Below are 16,117 nucleotides of genomic sequence, written 5' to 3' on the forward strand. Positions count from 1 at the left end.
TTACTGCTTCAATTTTGAATTCTTCAGGGTATCGTTTACTGCTCATAAGCACCTCGTTAATTAGCCATTTTATCTAACTAAAAGGTGTCTACAAAATCGGTGGCTATTCAGACAATATTTTTTCATGTAAATGAATGCATAGTTTCTTTAACAACCATGGATAACCCTGACTACTTACAATTAAGTTATGTCTTAAGTCGCTATGAACTTTTTCTCCAATTGCTTCCTCAAACTTATTTATGACCGCATTAGATTCTCTAACAGAAAATGGATTTAATTTTCTTACAATTCGATAATCTGACAAACGATGCCAGAAGAAATAAGCAGGATGTTCCGAGTGGGTTGTACTATCAGTCTTCCATGCAAAACCTATGCATAAATTTGTTTTTAAACTAGCCGCATCTAATAGAATGTTCGTTGCATTATTAAATAGTTCGAATAACTCTGGTTTACTAAACAACTCTTCAAATTGGTCAAAAACTAATACTACTAATTGCTTTGACCTTTCAAGGCTATTCAAGTATTTAGCTATAGATTCAGACTCTAAAGGATGGTTTACGTTAGTTATTTGTAATTTAATAGTTGGATCACCAAAACCTTTTATTTGGGCCTCTTGTAAAGTTTTTAACAATGCGGAGTAAATATATTCTGGTGATTTAGCCGCACGAACATCAATAGCGTAAAGAAATAATTTTTGTTTTTGATGACGATTTTTAGCTTTTTCAGAAAGAGTAATAATCAAAGAACTCTTGCCTAATCCAGAATTACCAGTAATAGCAAAAATCCTAGTATTTATTTCATTTGTTCTAATCTTCTTAAAAAAATCAAAAATCTCTTGAATATCCTTAGTTCTTCCTACGAAATCCTGTGGACGTGCAGGTCGATAGTCATTCCAATCTTCGCCTCTTTGAACTTCTACAACTTCAATTTGAGAGTCAAATAAAGGTTTCATCTCTTTTTTTGTATTTATAATTTTAGAAAAATCTAACTTAGAAAGACTACTATCTGTAGAGGCAATGTTATCTAGTAGTTCTTGATCTTCAACTAAGACACCTGTTTTTGCATAATAACATACAGCATTTGTTGGAATGCCTGCACTTAATATTGTACTTACCCAAAAATTTCCAAAAGTTGTAATTAATAAAAACCATTCACCAATGCTGTTTATATCAAGGTGTTGTTCTAGATGTTCACGAGGTATTGAGCTAATAATTTTAGATGCTTGTAGTGATTCAACAATATCTGTTGATGAATAGACTACTATACGATCACCAAGTGGTCGACTAGGTAGCTCCTCACAAAATCCTTTCGCATCTTTACTAAATTCTGAAGTACCTATTAACCAGCCTTCACTATAGTTCTCAAATACAATTGTACCAAATAATTGTCTTATGATTGGCGCATCAATTTTTTTATCTCTATATGCTTTACACTCAACATAAATTTTTTTCCCAGAAACTTTGTGTTCACATAATAAATCTAATTCACTGCCAGTCTTTCGCACTTCCTCTGTCACTAGATAATTTTGTGCTTCAAGCATTTTTTTACACAGTTTTTCTAGTAAATCACCCTTATCTTTAGTTGTAGCGGAGTTAGGAGTACAAATTTCAATATTCATTAGAAATACTCAAGATTTAATTATTTTCTGCTGTCATAACCTTATCAAAACTTTTACTACTCTTAAATACTTTAAAATTAATAAATTTCTTTGTAGGTTATGGTTAGATTATGAGATATTTAAAAAGTTTATTATCTAAGTAATTTTAATTAAATTTTTAAAAAAAACAAAAGGTTGCATATATTTTTTTGCTTTTTTCACTGTGGCTACTTCGAGGTGTGTTGGTATCTAATATATTGTAGTAGGATTGCTTGGTCCTTAAATCTAATATTAGTCTTAAAGATTTATTCTTATATAGATATGCAATCACATAGGTTTAGCGAGTATTCGTAGGAATCTTCACTCGTTTCTGAGATAGATAGTTATAATTGAATCAAATATTTTTTTAGTTAAGTTGAAATTTACACCTAATTTACACCATGGAATCCTAAAAATTATTTAAGATAATGATAATTTTGAAAATATTTTAATTGTGTGTCCAATCCATCATAGGTGCGACAGAAATACGAGGTTGTAACGATTGAAGTGATTGCATAGCCAATAGACCCAAAAGTCGCTAAATTAATGAAAGGGCAGCATTATACGGGGTTTAGCCTTGAATCGACAGTGGCATTTAACCGAGTAATTTATAACCACCCTTATGTTGAATATAGGGAGATGATTTATAACAATTTACTTTATGAGTGAGCGAGCTGCTTTTTTTGTAAGAAAGCATCAATGACACTAAATAAAATACAAAGCAGAACAAGAGCTACACCTGCAACACATGTCATAGTCCACCCGCCATGATTCCAAGCAAAAATCCCTAAGGCAGAGCCACCAGCTCCTCCAATAAAATAAGTTGTCATATAGATGGCATTAATACGAGATTTAGCATCTGGACGTAAACGGAAAATAATGCTCTGGTTGCTGGTATGAACGAGCGCGAGTGCTAATTGAATTAAAGCAAAGCCAATAACATAACTAGAAAGGAGGGTTTGTCCGAAATAGAAACAAAGCCAGCTCACCAAAAACAGTCCACAACCCATCCACGTAAGTAACCTTGTGTAGCCTTGGTCGGCATATTTACCAATATAGCGTGTTGATAATGCCCCAAAGATACCGACTAGTGGGACTAGTCCGATAAATAGATCGGGCAAATGGTGTGCCGAAGTCAAAAGTAAGGCGATGGTGGAATACAAAATACTTACTGCGGCAAAGGCGAAAGCACCTGTAAGCGCTCTTAATAATAGTCGCTTTTCCTCTTTTAAGAGTTGAGCCATGGAAACAAATATTTGTCCATAGTTCATTTTCATACGCAAGACATAAGGCAAGCGGCTTTTTAAAGTAAATGCCAACAGAAGCATTAATACGCCGCTGACGACATACACTACTTTCCAGTGAAAAAGGTTGGAAAATAAGCCAGCTAGACTGGTAGAGAGTAAAATCCCGACCAATAAGCCACTCATTAAAAAACCAATGATCTCGCCAGTTTTTTCGGGTTTTACGGTCATTGTGGCAAGTGGGATGAGGACTTGGGCAGCAACAGAAAACAATCCCGCTAAAATTGTACCAATCCACAACATGGGTAAGTTTACGGCAAAAGCAGATGTAAATAGACCAACTGCGCAAAGTACCATCAAAAACGGAATAGCTTTGGCTTTATTGACAATATCACCCAATGGGACAATAAAGAGTAAACCGAGGGCATAAGACACCTGAGCAAATGTCACTGTTAAAGCGGCTTGTGCTTGAGTTACAGCAAACTCTTGCTGAATAGAGTGAATTAGAGGCTGACAATAATAATTCACACCTGCACATAAACCGCATGCTGCTGCCATCAACCAAAGCAAAGGTTTATTTTGACTGATATCTTCAGGGGTAGACATGACGTTCTCTCAGTTTTATTGGGTGTATGCCGTTGCTTCAACTTCAATAAGCATGTGTTCTAGTGCAAGGCGCGGCACAGGAATAAGTGTACAGGCAGGAAAAGGATGATTTTTCCATAAATTTTGCATAATTTTAATCAGAATTTGATGTTTTTCGACCGAGTGGTCAACAACTAAAACTCTCAATACAGCAATATTGCTAAGCTCTGCATTGGCCGCTTTTAAAGCATGTTGAATATTATCAAAAACTTGATTCGCTTGTTCTTCAAAACTTGGGCTTAATTCACCTTGGGAATTTTCGCCTCCTTGACCTGCTACATGAATAATATTCTTAAAGCTTTCCACTACAGCAACATGACTATAAGCGTTTGGCGTTGGGTCATATAAAGTTGATGGATTTATGATTTTAAAAATTTCTTGACTCATTGGAACTCAACCGTTTATTAAAATTTAGATGAGTATCCAACCTCAACTTAAGTTGAGGTCAAGAGAATTTAATGTTTTAGTCTTTTCTTTCTAAGTGTAATCATCATGACGCCGACAATATTAAGAAGGCAGCCGACCCATTGCCACATATTGAGATGTTCATTTAAAAAAGCAACGGCAAGCAAAATCGTTAAAACTGGTCCAATTGAAGCAATCATTGCAGATTGAGAGGCACCTAATCGTTCAATACTTTGCATGAGCATAACGGTAGGTAACACGGTAACTAAAAAGCCTAAGCCAATGCCATACCAAATTACACTAGAAGGGAGTTGTAATAGGAGTTGAATTGGATGAGGTGTGCTTAATGCGTAATGAGTTAATGTGCCGATACAGGCCACGGTTAAGGCTAACCCTGTGAAATTCCAAGAGCCAAATTTCTTAATGAGAGGTGGCGTCAGCAACAAATAGCCAGCGAAAGCCACGGCACTTGCAAATACGAAACTTGTCCCTAACCAGAAGTTGCCCTGAATTGGTGCGTTGTTGTGCTCCTGAAGCATAACCAGCACGGTTCCACCATAACTAAGAAAAATGGCAAAGAAACTTTTTACATCTAATTTTTGTTTGTAGAGTAAGCTTGATACGATGACTGTAAGCGTGGGATATAAAAATAGAATAATTCGTTCTAAAGAGGCACTAATAAACATAAGGCCCATGAAATCGAGCCAACTTGCAAAGTAGTAGCCTAATAGACCAGCAAAAATTAAAATTAGCCAATCCTTCTTTTTTATGCCCTGATTATGATGCCTGTTAAACCAGCAAATTAATAGAAAGAACGGTAAAGCGCTTAACATGCGTAAAGCCATCAGGACCGTACCGTCTACTAATGGAGAAAGGGCATAAGTCTGTTTAATAAAGATTGCTTTTGTACTGAATAGAAACGCAGAGCAAAGAGCAAAAAAAGACCCGATTTGAAACGAAGATAAAGAAATTTTCATATACAGGACTGTATAAGAGAGACTATTGTCTGCAAAAAAAGAAAAATCTTCCTATGTTACACCTCTAAACTAATATCGTGAATCATCAGTTCAAAATATGGGTATTTATTAAATAAATAGTGGGTGGTATTTTAAAAAAGTTCAATTAGAATCCAAATTCTGTACAAAGAATACACATGGGGGAAACATTGCAGCTTGCAATGTTTTTGACAATGAGAAATTAGCTTGAGGAACGCTCATGCAGATCGGAATCCCAACCGAAACTGTCGTCGGTGAAAATCGTGTAGCTGCTACGCCAGAGACAGTAAAGAAGTTGATTAGCGCTGGTCATAGCGTTGTGATTGAACGTGGTGCTGGTGTAAAGGCTGCGTACATTGACAGTGCTTATGAACAGGTCGGTGCAACCATTACGGATGATGCCTATACGGGTAGTCAAATTATTTTGAAAGTTCGCGCACCACAGGGCGGGGAAATTCAGAAACTTGCAGCAAATACTGCTGTTGTAGCAATGTTTGATCCTTATCGTAATACCGAGCTAGATCAGTTTGCGAATCAACAAGTGTCTGCTTTTGCTTTAGAACTGCTTCCTCGTACGCTTTCTCGTGCACAAAACATGGATGTGTTGTCTTCTCAAGCAAACTTAGCTGGTTATAAGTCAGTTTTACTTGCTGCTGCTGAATATCAACGCATGTTCCCAATGCTTATGACTGCTGCGGGTACTGTAAAGCCTGCGCGTGTTGTGATCATGGGGGTTGGGGTTGCTGGTCTACAGGCGATTGCAACTGCAAAACGTTTAGGTGCAATTGTTGAAGCGACAGACTTACGTCCTACAGCTAAAGATCAAGTTGAGTCTTTAGGTGGTAAGTGGTTAGACGTCCCAATGTCTGAAGAAGAGCAACAACGTGCAGCAGATGCCGCTAAAAATGGTTATGGATGGATGCCGGGTGAGCAATACATCAAAGACCAAGCTGCGATTGTAGATAAAGCTGTTTCTAATGCTGATATCGTGATTACTACTGCATTGTTACCAGGTCGTGATGCGCCGCGTCTGATTAAAGCTGAAACTGTTGCCAAGATGAAACCGGGCTCTGTCATTTTAGATATGGCTGTTGAAACTGGTGGTAACGTTGAAGGCTCTAAAGTTGGTGAGACTGTGTTTACAGAAAATGGCGTGAAAATTTTGGGTATTCCAAATATTCCGGCAACTGTAGCAACAGAAGCTTCTGCATTGTATGCGCGTAACGTTTTTAATTTCGTAGAGACCTTATTCGACAAAGAGAAAAACTTTGTGATTAATCAGGAAGACGAAATCCAAAAAGCCCTATTGGTCACTCATGGCGGTCAAGTACTGCTTAAGCGTGGTTAAGGAGATTTCTCATGGTTGAAACTATTACAATTTTCGTCCTTGCCATCTTCGTAGGTTATTACGTGGTTTGGGGTGTTACGCCAGCTTTGCATACACCACTTATGGCGGTAACTAATGCTTTGTCATCTATTATTGTGGTAGGTGCGATGTTGCAAACTGTAGGTCTGCCAGTTTTAGGTGTAGATGCTAACGTTGCATTTCAAAGTGTGAATGTGGTGAGCGTACTCGGTGCGATTGCAGTATTTTTGGCAAGCATTAATATTTTCGGTGGCTTTGCAGTAACTGCACGCATGCTGGAAATGTTCAAGCCTAAGCAAAAGAAATAAGAGGGCTTTGACATGGAATTTATTCAAGCAAATGCAAACTGGTTGTACCTTGTTGGCGCAATCCTCTTTATCTTGACGCTTCGTGGCTTATCTGGCCCTAAAACAGCAATTCAAGGTAACCGTTACGGTATGATCGCAATGGCGATTGCGGTTGTAACAACCTTCTTTGTTGCGAATAACCCAGTCATCTGGATGATCGTTGGGGCAATGGTGTTAGGTGCAATCGTGGGTATTGCGCGTGCACGTACAGTGCCAATGACGCAAATGCCAGAAACTGTTGCGCTTATGCACTCATTAGTGGGTTTGGCTGCTGTTCTCATTGCGATTGCTGCAATTTTACATAACAACCAACTTACTGAACTATTCGCTCAAAATGAGGCGGCTTTAACAGCAGCTGGCGTGCAGCATGCACACATGAGTAAGGTTCATTTATTTGAATTGTTTGTTGGTTGTTTCGTTGGTGCGATTACCTTTACCGCATCTGTGTTTGCCTACGGTAAATTGGCTGCGAAAAAATGGGCTAAAACAATTTCTGGTGCATGGGTTAAACCTGTTCAAGCACTTATCTTTGTTGCGATGTTGGCTTGTGGTTTCTACTTCTTTACAACTGGCAACATGACTGCTTTCTGGGCAATGACAGCACTTGCACTTGCATTTGGTTGGGTTTGGATTGCACCGGTGGGTGGTGGTGATATGCCTGTAGTGGTATCGCTTCTTAACTCATTCTCTGGTTGGGCAGCGGCAGGTATTGGTTTTACTCTTGAAAACAACATGTTGATCGTTGCAGGTTCGCTTGTAGGTTCATCTGGTGCGATTCTGTCGTACATCATGTGTAAAGCAATGAACCGTTCGATCATCAATGTATTGTTTGGTGGAGCAATGGGTGGTGCAGCAGTTGCATCTGCAGATAAAGGTGAACAAGTTCAACGTAACTACCGTTCAGGTTCTGCTGATGATGCTGGCTTCTTAATGTCAAATGCGGACAGCGTTGTGATTGTACCTGGTTATGGTATGGCGCAAGGTCGTGCACAAAATGCTGTAAAAGAGTTGTGTGAACTTTTGAAAGAGCAAGGTGTTCGCGTTCGTTTTGCAATTCATCCGGTTGCAGGTCGTATGCCTGGTCATATGAACGTACTACTTGCTGAAGCAGACGTAGCATATGAAGACATTTTGGAAATGGATGAGATCAACTCAGACTTCCCTGCAACAGATGTAGTACTTGTAATTGGTGCAAACGACGTTGTAAACCCAGCTGCAAAAGATGACCCAAGCTCACCGATTTATGGTATGCCGATTCTTGAAGCTCATAAAGCGCGTACAATCATGGTGATTAAGCGTTCTATGGCAACTGGTTATGCTGGTCTAGACAACGATTTGTTCTATAACGAAAAAACAATGATGATCTTTGGTGATGCTAAGAAAGTTGTTGAAGATATGACAAAAGCAATTAACGGTACAGGCCACTAATTTGCTTTGAAATAAAAAACCACCTTCGGGTGGTTTTTTATTTGGGCTGATTTTTAAAGAAATTTTTCTACAAGATCCATAGATTGTTGATATAAGTCACGTGCCAGTTGCTGATTTTTAGCATGTGAGGATTTCCAGTCTGGCATATGTGCACTCACATATTCACCATTACGCTTCTGCCATGCATCTCCAGTTGCCATTTCTGTAATGAGTTTGGCTGGAACTGAAGTTGGTACTAGGCCTAATTTCATCGCCGCATAGACAGGTTTGGGTAAGTCGCGATAAATATCAGAAGCAACACCACCCGGGTGTAATGCATTATTGGTAATTGAACTTCCAGCTAGCTGTTCTGCTAATGCATTACTAAATAATAAATTTGCAAGCTTCGATTGCCCATAATAGAACAGGGGATTGTAAAAACCTTCTGCACGAAACTTGTTGGGTTTAATTGAGCCCACCCAGTGGGCAATAGATGCAAGATGGATAATGCGCGCTTTAGGAGATTGTTGTAAAACTGGGAGTAGTTTTTGAGTTAATAAAAAATGACCTAAATAATTAACCCCAAATTGTTGCTCAAAGCCTTCACTGGTCAACTGTTTGGTTTTGGCAAATAAACCTGCATTATTAATAAGTACATCAAGGTTGCCATAGCGATCAGCAATTTCATCGGCGGCTTTTCTAGTTAATTCAAGACTATTTAAGTCGATAGAAACGACATCGACTTGTCCTTGGTTAAGTGAGCTTAGTTTGTTTTGTGCCTCTTGCGCTTTTTGAGGATTTCGACATGCCAAAATCACATGTTGTCCTTGTTTAACGAGTTGTTCTGCTGTGGCGAAACCTATGCCCGTATTAGCACCTGTAATTAATATCTTCACTTTCTGTACTCTGGTTATGCTATTTATTGGTGGGGACTTCAAGAATTTGTATAGTGCTGTAAATTTGACAATTTGTCATGTCAAATTTAGATATATGTGATGATTGGTGTTTTGGGATAGGGTATGGTATTTGAAAGTGCTTAAAATAGATGTGGATAAATAAAAAAAGCAGCTCAAAAGAGCCGCTTTTTTTAAAAGCAAAATTTTAAGCAACCGACTCTGGAGCCGTACGCCATAAGCTTTCTAAATCATAGAATTTACGAGCTGTTGGTAGCATTACGTGTACTACAACAAAGCCGAGATCAATTAAGATCCATTCTGCATCTCGTTCACCTTCAACGCCAATCGGGCGGAAACCGGCTTTTCGAGCTTCTTCTGCAACATTGTCAGCAAGTGCTTTGACATGGCGAGTAGAAGTACCACTTGCAATTACAATAGCATCAGCGACATTGCTAATTGAGCTAACATCTAACTGGAGAATATCTTTTGCTTTTACATCAACTAAAGCATCGTGGACGACTTTGAGACAAGCTTGTACGTCTTTATTTGAGGTGTTCATTGCGAAATCGTGAGAATTAGACACGCTGGGCGATGGTTCTAAATTCATATAGGGTATATTTTCCTGACAATTACTCACTATCTAATATAGTGGTTTTCGCACTAAATTTCAAACAGAAGTCGTAACAGTTTATATATTTACATCATCAGAAAAGTATTTTTTCTTCCATGTAAACGACTGATTTGAACCATTTTCAGGTTTATATTCCGCTGCAATATAGTTCTGATATGAACTTTGCTTTAACCAAGAAAAAATTTGTTCATAAGGAATTTGAGCTGTATCAGGCTCATGGCGGCCCGGACAGTCTGCAAATTGAATATGTCCAATTAAGTTAATATTCTCTTGCAAACCCTCAAGTACATCTTCCCCCATCATGGCCATGTGATAGCAGTCATATTGCATTTTGAGGGCAGGATGATTGACTGCTTCTAGCATTTCTTGGCCCTGCGCAATGTTCTGCACCAAAAAGCGAGGCATATCCGTGCCATTAATCATTTCAAAAACGGGTTCTATATCATGTTCACTGAGTAAGTTGCAGGCAAGTTTTAAATTGGCTGCTAGTGTTTTTAAACAAGGAAGTAAGTCAGCATCTAGTGGTTGCTTACCCGCCAAAATATTAACACGAGGAACGTTTAAAGCCGTGGCATAGCTAATAGCCAATTCTAATGCCTCATGGAATGCTGTTTCTTGGCCGGGAATGCCTGCTAAACCGTTTCCGCCTTGCATAAGATCACCTGCAGGCACATTAATTAAACAAAGGCTGAGGTTATAGCGTTCGAGTTGAGTTTGAATATCTGCAATAGACAATTCATAAGGGAATTGAATTTCGACATATTCAAAGCCCTGAGCATGGGCCAGAGCAAAGCGTTCAATTAAAGGAACTTCGGTAAAAATCATGGATAAATTGATTGCAAGACGACCCATACTCAAACTCCGTTTATTTTTGCTCTATTAATTGAATCATAGTAGCTAAATCTTTCTCGGCAAAGCCATTTTTTTGGTGAGTTTGTAGCTGTAATAGAGCTTTTTGTGCAACTGGGATATCTAAATTAACATTGTTAGCCAATGTTACTGCGTTGTTAAGATCCTTTGATAATGTTTGAACTTTCCATTGAACAGGTTCAAAGGTATGAGTTGCCATACGTGGGGTGAGAATTTGAAAAGGTTTTGAATCTGCAAATCCACCTGCTAAGGCTGGAGCGAGCAAAGTCGTATCTACACCAGCTCGGTCTGCAAGAGCAACAGCTTCTGCAATAAGAGCACTGTTGGCTGCAACAATGAGTTGATTGCAGATTTTGGTGGCTTGGCCAGTTCCTGTGTCTCCCATTCGTGTTACACGTTGAGATAAGACATTATAAACAGGCGTTAATTCTGTAATGGTTTGAGCATCACCACCTGCAAAAATAACAAGTGTGCCTTGTTCGGCACCAGCTGTTCCACCTGATACGGGTGAATCAATCCATGTAACGTCATGCGCGGAAGCTGCTTGAGCAAGTGTTTTTGTTGCAGCAACAGATAAGCTTGAGAAATCCACAATAACTTGTTTAGCTTTTAAGTTGGGCTGAATTTTTTCAAATACTGCCTCTACGGCTTTGTCGTCTGCTAGACAGATTAAAATAACAGGATATTCGCCAATATTTATAAGATCTAGAGGCTGTGCGCCGATATCAATCAGTTCTTCACATGCAGAAGGGGTTCGATTCCAAACCGCAACTTGAAAGCCAGCTTGAATAAGGCGGGTTGCCATGCGGCTCCCCATAAGCCCTATACCTAAAAAAGCAATAGGGGTGTTGCGATCAAAATTCATAATCTAAGCTCTTTATTTATATTGGCGTGGTAAAAAATTAACTTCCGGATGTTTGTCTTTTTTACGAGCAAGTTTGCTATTTTTACCAAGTAATAATTTAAGTTGCCAGATTTTTTCTAGACGTAATGATTTTTCTGGTTGGTGTTCCATTGCATCAAGTACACGTTTTGCAGCAGTGAGAGCATCGGGTGAGCGTTGTAACATTTCAGTGGCAATTTCATTTGCTTTTTCTAGCGGAGAGTCACTTAAATGAGTTACAAGACCAATTTCTTTTGCATAATTTCCATTGAAAACACGAGCGGTTAAGGTGAGTTCTTTTGCAAGATCAACGCCAATTAGTCCCTTCAATGAACGAGTAAGTCCCATGTCTGGCACTAAGCCCCAACGGCTTTCCATAATCGACATTTTAGTGTCTGGATGAGAAATGCGAATATCAGCTGCTAAGGCAAGTTGCATTCCGGCACCAAAACAATATCCTTCAAGAGCTGCAATCACAGGTACAGGTAAATTTTGCCAAATCAGGAATGCTTTCTGGAATAGGCTTTGTCCGGGTTTCACAAGCTCCCAAATGGCAAAGGCAGAATTTTTCGGATTATTCAGATCAGATAAATCAATTCCAGCACTAAAAACTTGTGCTTCACCTGTCAAAATCACACAGCGGATCTCTCTATCTTTTTTAATGGCTTTTGCTGTTGAAACGAGTTCTTTGAGAAGGGCAAAACTCATGGCGTTACGTTTATCAGGACGGTTTAGATAAACTGTTGCAATGCCATTATTCTTTTCAATACGTAAAAGTGCCATGAAATTCCCGCTTATTTTTTTATCGATAAGCGGAGCATAACATGGCTGTAATTTGGAAACATGACAGCTCAGTCATGCCTATTTAGTCGGTCTGTTAGTCAGGGATTACTAAGATTTGATGAGCAGCACTTTCTACTTCTTTGACAACAAGTCCTAACTCATCAAAGCGTCTCATAACTTCTTCAATAAAGCTTTCATCGGCTATACGGCGTTCTTTGCGTAGTGTTGAAACAAATTGCTCAAAGTCACCGGTCACTTGTTGTAGTTTTGGAGTCCCTACATAGCGTGTAGCGCCATAAAGACGATGTAAAACATGCTCAAGTTGAGGGAAGTCTTCAAGCTCAATAAGCTGCTGCATTTCGTCTAGCTCAGTTGGGAAACTATCAACTAACATTTTAAGTAAATCTTGAGCAAGATCTTCTTTGTTTGCTGCAAGCTGCAAGCTTTGTTGCCAGTTTAGAATTTCTGGGTCTAATGCTTCTGCAACGACATGATGGTCTTTATCTGGAGCTTTTGCTGTAAAGTTGTTTTTAGTCCATTGCGTTAGAATCTGGATAATTTGTTCCATTTGAATTGGCTTGGTGACATAGTCATTCATGCCGACTTTGAGAAGTTTTTGTTTTTCATCGGCAAGGGCATGGGCTGTTAATGCAATAATTGGAAGTTGCATTTCACCATCTAAAGTCGACTCTAATGAACGAATAGCGCGAGTTGTATCAATACCTGACATAACAGGCATTTGAATATCCATAAACACTAAATCAAATGGTTTGAGTTTCTGATCGATTCGCTCTTGAATCAGATTAAGCGCTTCTTGACCACTGATTGCTTTAGTTGTTCTAACGTTAAGTTCACCCAGTAGGGCTTCTAAAACAATTAAGTTAGGTAAATGGTCATCCACTGCCAGAATGTGTAAACCCTGACCATTAAAGTCTTGTTGTTCCTCTTCAAAAATACGCTGATCATTTAATAATTGAATGAGTCCGCTTCGGCTGAGTGGTTGATAGAGAGGACGAGCACGATATTCAGTGAGCATGTTTGGCTCAAGCGTCATTTGATAGCCATAAACTGCCAAATTACCTTGATAACGACTACGAATTTCTTTTAATAACGCTTCAGTATCACCACTATGGTCAACAATGAGCCATGTATTATCTTTCTGATCAAGATGCTTTAAGCGGCTAAACAAGTCCAGAATCGATTGCGTCTCGATGTGAGGAACATGATAGTTCTCAAGGTAATAACGTAAAACACTTGCTGTAGCGGGGTGGGCAAGATAAGACACCACTTGTAAATGTTCAAAGTGCGGGTGTTCAATCTCGTAATCTTCATCTACTACAAATTGTGCGGTAAACCAGAAGGTTGAACCTTTTTCTGTTGGAGCACGTTCCTGATTGTCCTCAAAGCCAATTTGGCCATGCATGAGATGAACGAGCTGTTTAGAGATCGCAAGACCTAAACCTGTACCGCCAAATTGACGTGTAACGGATGCATCACCTTGCGAGAATGATTCAAATAATTTTTTACGATCTGTACCGCTTAAACCAATACCACTGTCTTGAACACTAAAATGAAGTAGGCATTGTCCGATATCATCATGTTCCATACGAACACGAACAATAATTTCGCCATCTGGAGTGAATTTAATCGCATTCGAAATCAAGTTAGTCAGAATTTGTTTGAAGCGTAAAGCATCACCAATCACTTGTTGTGGAATATTGTCGGCATAGTAAAAAGCCATAGCGATATGCTTTTGGGCAGCCAGTGGAGACAGCATATCCATGACGTCAAAGACGGCTTCTTCTAAATCAAACGGCGCTGTTTCGAGCTCTAATTTACCAGCATCAATTTTTGAGAAATCTAATACATCATTAATTAATGCCAATAAATGGGCTGATGACTTGCGAATAGTTTGCAGGTAAAGATTTTGTTCGTTATTTAGGTTTTGTTGACGAAGTAATAAATGAATAAAGCCATCAATACTGTTTAAAGGCGTTCGAAGCTCATGACTAATATTGGCAAGAAAAACCGATTTGGCTTGGTTTGAAGAAATCGCTTGGTCACGTGCTTGACGATAGGTAATGTTTTGAACTTCTAAGGTATCTAGCGTTCTGCGTAAGTCTTCTTCGGTTTGTTCGGTGTGTTCTTTTAACTCTAAAAAGCTAAAGTGCAATCGTTTAACAACGTTTGCAATATCACGCTGTAATAAGCGCAATTCACCCGTACTGTTAATGACCATATGCTGGTCCAACGTGTCTGCATTTAAACGTTGCAACTGCATGCGAATTTCGTACATCGGTGCAATCCACCGACGCGAATAAAAATTCAAGCAAAGTAAAAGTAACAGTAAGGTCATTAAGCCAGTAATGACGAGGGCAATCAAAATACGGTAACGTGCCAATTCTAGTGGCTGATTATCCATTTCAATCACAAGCCAGACAGGTGCTTTTCCGGGTGTGTCGCTAATCCGCTGTCCATAAATATTGTTGTGGTTATAAGAGATTGGACCAAAAAAATTATTTTTTTCAGTAAAGTTTGGCCAATAACGATTGTCTCGATAACCGATACTTAAATAAGTCTGACCATTGCTATCAATTAACGCAGCACGTTTTAGATTTTTTTCATTAAACATGCTTTGCATGATGTGCTGAGCATGGTCATATTCATCGGGCTGTAGTTCAACTAGGTGGTATAAATCTAGTGCGATTTGATTATAGCGGGCTAAAATTGCTGAGGCATGATGTAGCTGTTGTTGTTTTACTGAATGCGAGGTTTCAGTTAAAACCAGAAAAGCACCAACACACGTTAAAATCATAATGGGCACAAAAATAAGAGCAATCAATTGCCCATATGCGTGATTCAGACGTAAGCGTTTCGATAAGGTTTTATTGAAATTAGACATGGCTACATCAGATTTATCTCTCTGTAGGGCATCTTATCACGCTTTATTTTAAAACAGACGGCATTTTATAAATGACCGAGCTTTAATCGCTTTCATGAAAAAGCATATTGAAATGGGTGCAGTACCGAGCATTTTTTCATACAATAGGCCCACCTCGATATAGGTGTTGATCATGAGTAATACACAACCTGATTTTTTAGCCGACGAATTTTTGTTAGATCACTATGTAGGTAAGACGCCTCTAGTTCGTTTGCAGCGATTAGCTTCTCATACGCAAGCGATAGTTTTAGCAAAATTGGAAGGTAATAATCCGGCAGGTTCTGTAAAAGACCGTCCTGCATATAACATGATTATGCAGGCAGAAAAACGTGGTCAAATTAAACCGGGTGATACATTAATTGAAGCAACCAGCGGTAATACAGGTATTGCTTTGGCTATGGTTGCGGCAATGCGCGGCTATAAAATGAAACTTATTATGCCGAACAATATGAGCCAAGAGCGTAAAGACGCAATGTTGGCTTATGGCGCAGAGCTGATTGAAGTGACACCACAGCAAGGAATGGAAGGTGCACGTGATTTAGCCTTACAAATGGAAAAAGAGGGTAAGGGGCACGTTTTAAATCAGTTTGGTAATCCTGATAATGTTGAAGCTCATTATCTAACGACTGGTCCTGAAATCTGGAAACAAACAGGCGGTAAAATTACCCATTTTGTGAGTTCAATGGGCACAACCGGTACCATTATGGGTGTTTCTAAATATTTAAAAGAACAAAACCCAGATATTCAAATTGTTGGTTTACAGCCTGCAGACGGATCAAGTATTGCCGGTATTCGCCGTTGGCCAAAAGAATATTTGCCTACTATTTTTGATAGTAGCCGTGTTGATCGTATTATCGATATTCCACAAATTGAAGCTGAAAAAACTATGCGTAAATTAGCTCGTATGGAAGGTGTTAGTGCTGGTACATCTTCAGGTGGTGCAGTTTGGGCATCAATCAAAATCGCAGAAGAAAATCCGGATGCTGTTATTGTTTGCATTATCTGTGACCGTGGCGATCGCTACTTGTCTACAGGTCTGTTTTCAGTACAGGACGATAACTCATAATT

At 39.1% G+C, this 16,117-nt stretch carries 13 protein-coding genes and 1 pseudogene; 4 read left to right on the top strand and 10 right to left on the bottom strand.

Annotated features, from left to right (window positions below; all coding sequences use genetic code 11):
• Positions 1-109: 109 nt before the first annotated feature.
• The 4 genes and pseudogenes from WBW42_RS17635 to WBW42_RS17650 all read right to left on the bottom strand — a co-directional run.
• Positions 110-1,618, bottom strand: a pseudogene (locus WBW42_RS17635) (restriction endonuclease); the annotation flags it as partial.
• A 677-nt stretch (positions 1,619-2,295) separates the two neighbouring features.
• Positions 2,296-3,486 carry an MFS transporter gene (locus WBW42_RS17640; protein ID WP_017387602.1) on the bottom strand — a complete coding sequence of 397 codons (1,191 nt, stop codon included), beginning with the start codon at positions 3,484-3,486 and terminating at the stop codon, positions 2,296-2,298.
• Positions 3,487-3,501: 15 nt separating this feature from the next.
• Positions 3,502-3,912 carry a RidA family protein gene (locus WBW42_RS17645; protein ID WP_017482398.1) on the bottom strand — a complete coding sequence of 137 codons (411 nt, stop codon included), beginning with the start codon at positions 3,910-3,912 and terminating at the stop codon, positions 3,502-3,504.
• A 68-nt stretch (positions 3,913-3,980) separates the two neighbouring features.
• Positions 3,981-4,907: a DMT family transporter gene (locus WBW42_RS17650; protein WP_017387604.1), complete on the bottom strand. Its 927-nt coding sequence runs from the start codon at positions 4,905-4,907 to the stop codon at positions 3,981-3,983.
• A 238-nt stretch (positions 4,908-5,145) separates the two neighbouring features.
• Between WBW42_RS17650 and WBW42_RS17655 the strand changes: the two genes are divergently transcribed.
• The 3 genes from WBW42_RS17655 to WBW42_RS17665 are packed head-to-tail and all read left to right on the top strand — an operon-like array spanning position 5,146 to position 8,066.
• Positions 5,146-6,273, top strand: a complete 1,128-nt coding sequence (locus WBW42_RS17655; RefSeq protein ID WP_032057532.1) for a Re/Si-specific NAD(P)(+) transhydrogenase subunit alpha — start codon at positions 5,146-5,148, stop codon at positions 6,271-6,273.
• Between the two features lie 11 nt (positions 6,274-6,284).
• Positions 6,285-6,599 carry a proton-translocating transhydrogenase family protein gene (locus tag WBW42_RS17660; RefSeq protein WP_000230434.1) on the top strand — a complete coding sequence of 105 codons (315 nt, stop codon included), beginning with the start codon at positions 6,285-6,287 and terminating at the stop codon, positions 6,597-6,599.
• 12 nt (positions 6,600-6,611) lie between these two features.
• On the top strand, positions 6,612-8,066 hold the full coding sequence (locus tag WBW42_RS17665; RefSeq protein WP_017387605.1) for an NAD(P)(+) transhydrogenase (Re/Si-specific) subunit beta: 1,455 nt from the start codon (positions 6,612-6,614) through the stop codon (positions 8,064-8,066).
• A gap of 53 nt (positions 8,067-8,119) precedes the next feature.
• Here WBW42_RS17665 and WBW42_RS17670 read toward each other — a convergent pair whose 3' ends face one another.
• From WBW42_RS17670 to WBW42_RS17695, 6 genes are all read right to left on the bottom strand, one after another.
• On the bottom strand, positions 8,120-8,941 hold the full coding sequence (locus tag WBW42_RS17670; RefSeq protein WP_032057529.1) for an SDR family NAD(P)-dependent oxidoreductase: 822 nt from the start codon (positions 8,939-8,941) through the stop codon (positions 8,120-8,122).
• A gap of 205 nt (positions 8,942-9,146) precedes the next feature.
• Positions 9,147-9,548, bottom strand: a complete 402-nt coding sequence (gene rsfS, locus WBW42_RS17675) for a ribosome silencing factor (protein WP_001047580.1) — start codon at positions 9,546-9,548, stop codon at positions 9,147-9,149.
• A gap of 81 nt (positions 9,549-9,629) precedes the next feature.
• Positions 9,630-10,424, bottom strand: a complete 795-nt coding sequence (locus WBW42_RS17680; protein ID WP_017387608.1) for a hydroxypyruvate isomerase family protein — start codon at positions 10,422-10,424, stop codon at positions 9,630-9,632.
• Positions 10,425-10,437: 13 nt separating this feature from the next.
• A complete protein-coding gene (locus tag WBW42_RS17685) occupies positions 10,438-11,307 on the bottom strand; it encodes an NAD(P)-dependent oxidoreductase (RefSeq protein ID WP_017482395.1) in 870 nt (289 codons plus the stop codon).
• A 12-nt stretch (positions 11,308-11,319) separates the two neighbouring features.
• Positions 11,320-12,108, bottom strand: a complete 789-nt coding sequence (locus WBW42_RS17690; protein ID WP_017482394.1) for a crotonase/enoyl-CoA hydratase family protein — start codon at positions 12,106-12,108, stop codon at positions 11,320-11,322.
• A gap of 94 nt (positions 12,109-12,202) precedes the next feature.
• Positions 12,203-15,010 carry a GacS-like sensor histidine kinase gene (locus WBW42_RS17695; protein WP_032057527.1) on the bottom strand — a complete coding sequence of 936 codons (2,808 nt, stop codon included), beginning with the start codon at positions 15,008-15,010 and terminating at the stop codon, positions 12,203-12,205.
• A gap of 172 nt (positions 15,011-15,182) precedes the next feature.
• On the opposite strand from WBW42_RS17695, the gene cysM reads away from it, so the two are divergent.
• On the top strand, positions 15,183-16,115 hold the full coding sequence (gene cysM / locus WBW42_RS17700; protein ID WP_002117176.1) for a cysteine synthase CysM: 933 nt from the start codon (positions 15,183-15,185) through the stop codon (positions 16,113-16,115).
• The last annotated feature ends 2 nt before the right edge of the window (positions 16,116-16,117 follow it).

The sequence above is a fragment of the Acinetobacter sp. LT1 genome (genome assembly GCF_059800965.1).

Bases quoted from the DNA above. Each gene is read 5' to 3' on its own strand.
- WBW42_RS17690 (WP_017482394.1), bottom strand. From the start codon at position 12,108: ATGGCACTTTTACGTATTGAAAAGAATAATGGCATTGCAACAGTTTAT.
- cysM (WP_002117176.1), top strand. From the start codon at position 15,183: ATGAGTAATACACAACCTGATTTTTTAGCCGACGAATTTTTGTTAGAT.
- WBW42_RS17640 (WP_017387602.1), bottom strand. From the start codon at position 3,486: ATGTCTACCCCTGAAGATATCAGTCAAAATAAACCTTTGCTTTGGTTG.
- WBW42_RS17645 (WP_017482398.1), bottom strand. From the start codon at position 3,912: ATGAGTCAAGAAATTTTTAAAATCATAAATCCATCAACTTTATATGAC.
- WBW42_RS17680 (WP_017387608.1), bottom strand. From the start codon at position 10,424: ATGGGTCGTCTTGCAATCAATTTATCCATGATTTTTACCGAAGTTCCT.
- rsfS (WP_001047580.1), bottom strand. From the start codon at position 9,548: ATGAATTTAGAACCATCGCCCAGCGTGTCTAATTCTCACGATTTCGCA.
- WBW42_RS17650 (WP_017387604.1), bottom strand. From the start codon at position 4,907: ATGAAAATTTCTTTATCTTCGTTTCAAATCGGGTCTTTTTTTGCTCTT.
- WBW42_RS17660 (WP_000230434.1), top strand. From the start codon at position 6,285: ATGGTTGAAACTATTACAATTTTCGTCCTTGCCATCTTCGTAGGTTAT.
- WBW42_RS17685 (WP_017482395.1), bottom strand. From the start codon at position 11,307: ATGAATTTTGATCGCAACACCCCTATTGCTTTTTTAGGTATAGGGCTT.
- WBW42_RS17695 (WP_032057527.1), bottom strand. From the start codon at position 15,010: ATGTCTAATTTCAATAAAACCTTATCGAAACGCTTACGTCTGAATCAC.
- WBW42_RS17655 (WP_032057532.1), top strand. From the start codon at position 5,146: ATGCAGATCGGAATCCCAACCGAAACTGTCGTCGGTGAAAATCGTGTA.
- WBW42_RS17665 (WP_017387605.1), top strand. From the start codon at position 6,612: ATGGAATTTATTCAAGCAAATGCAAACTGGTTGTACCTTGTTGGCGCA.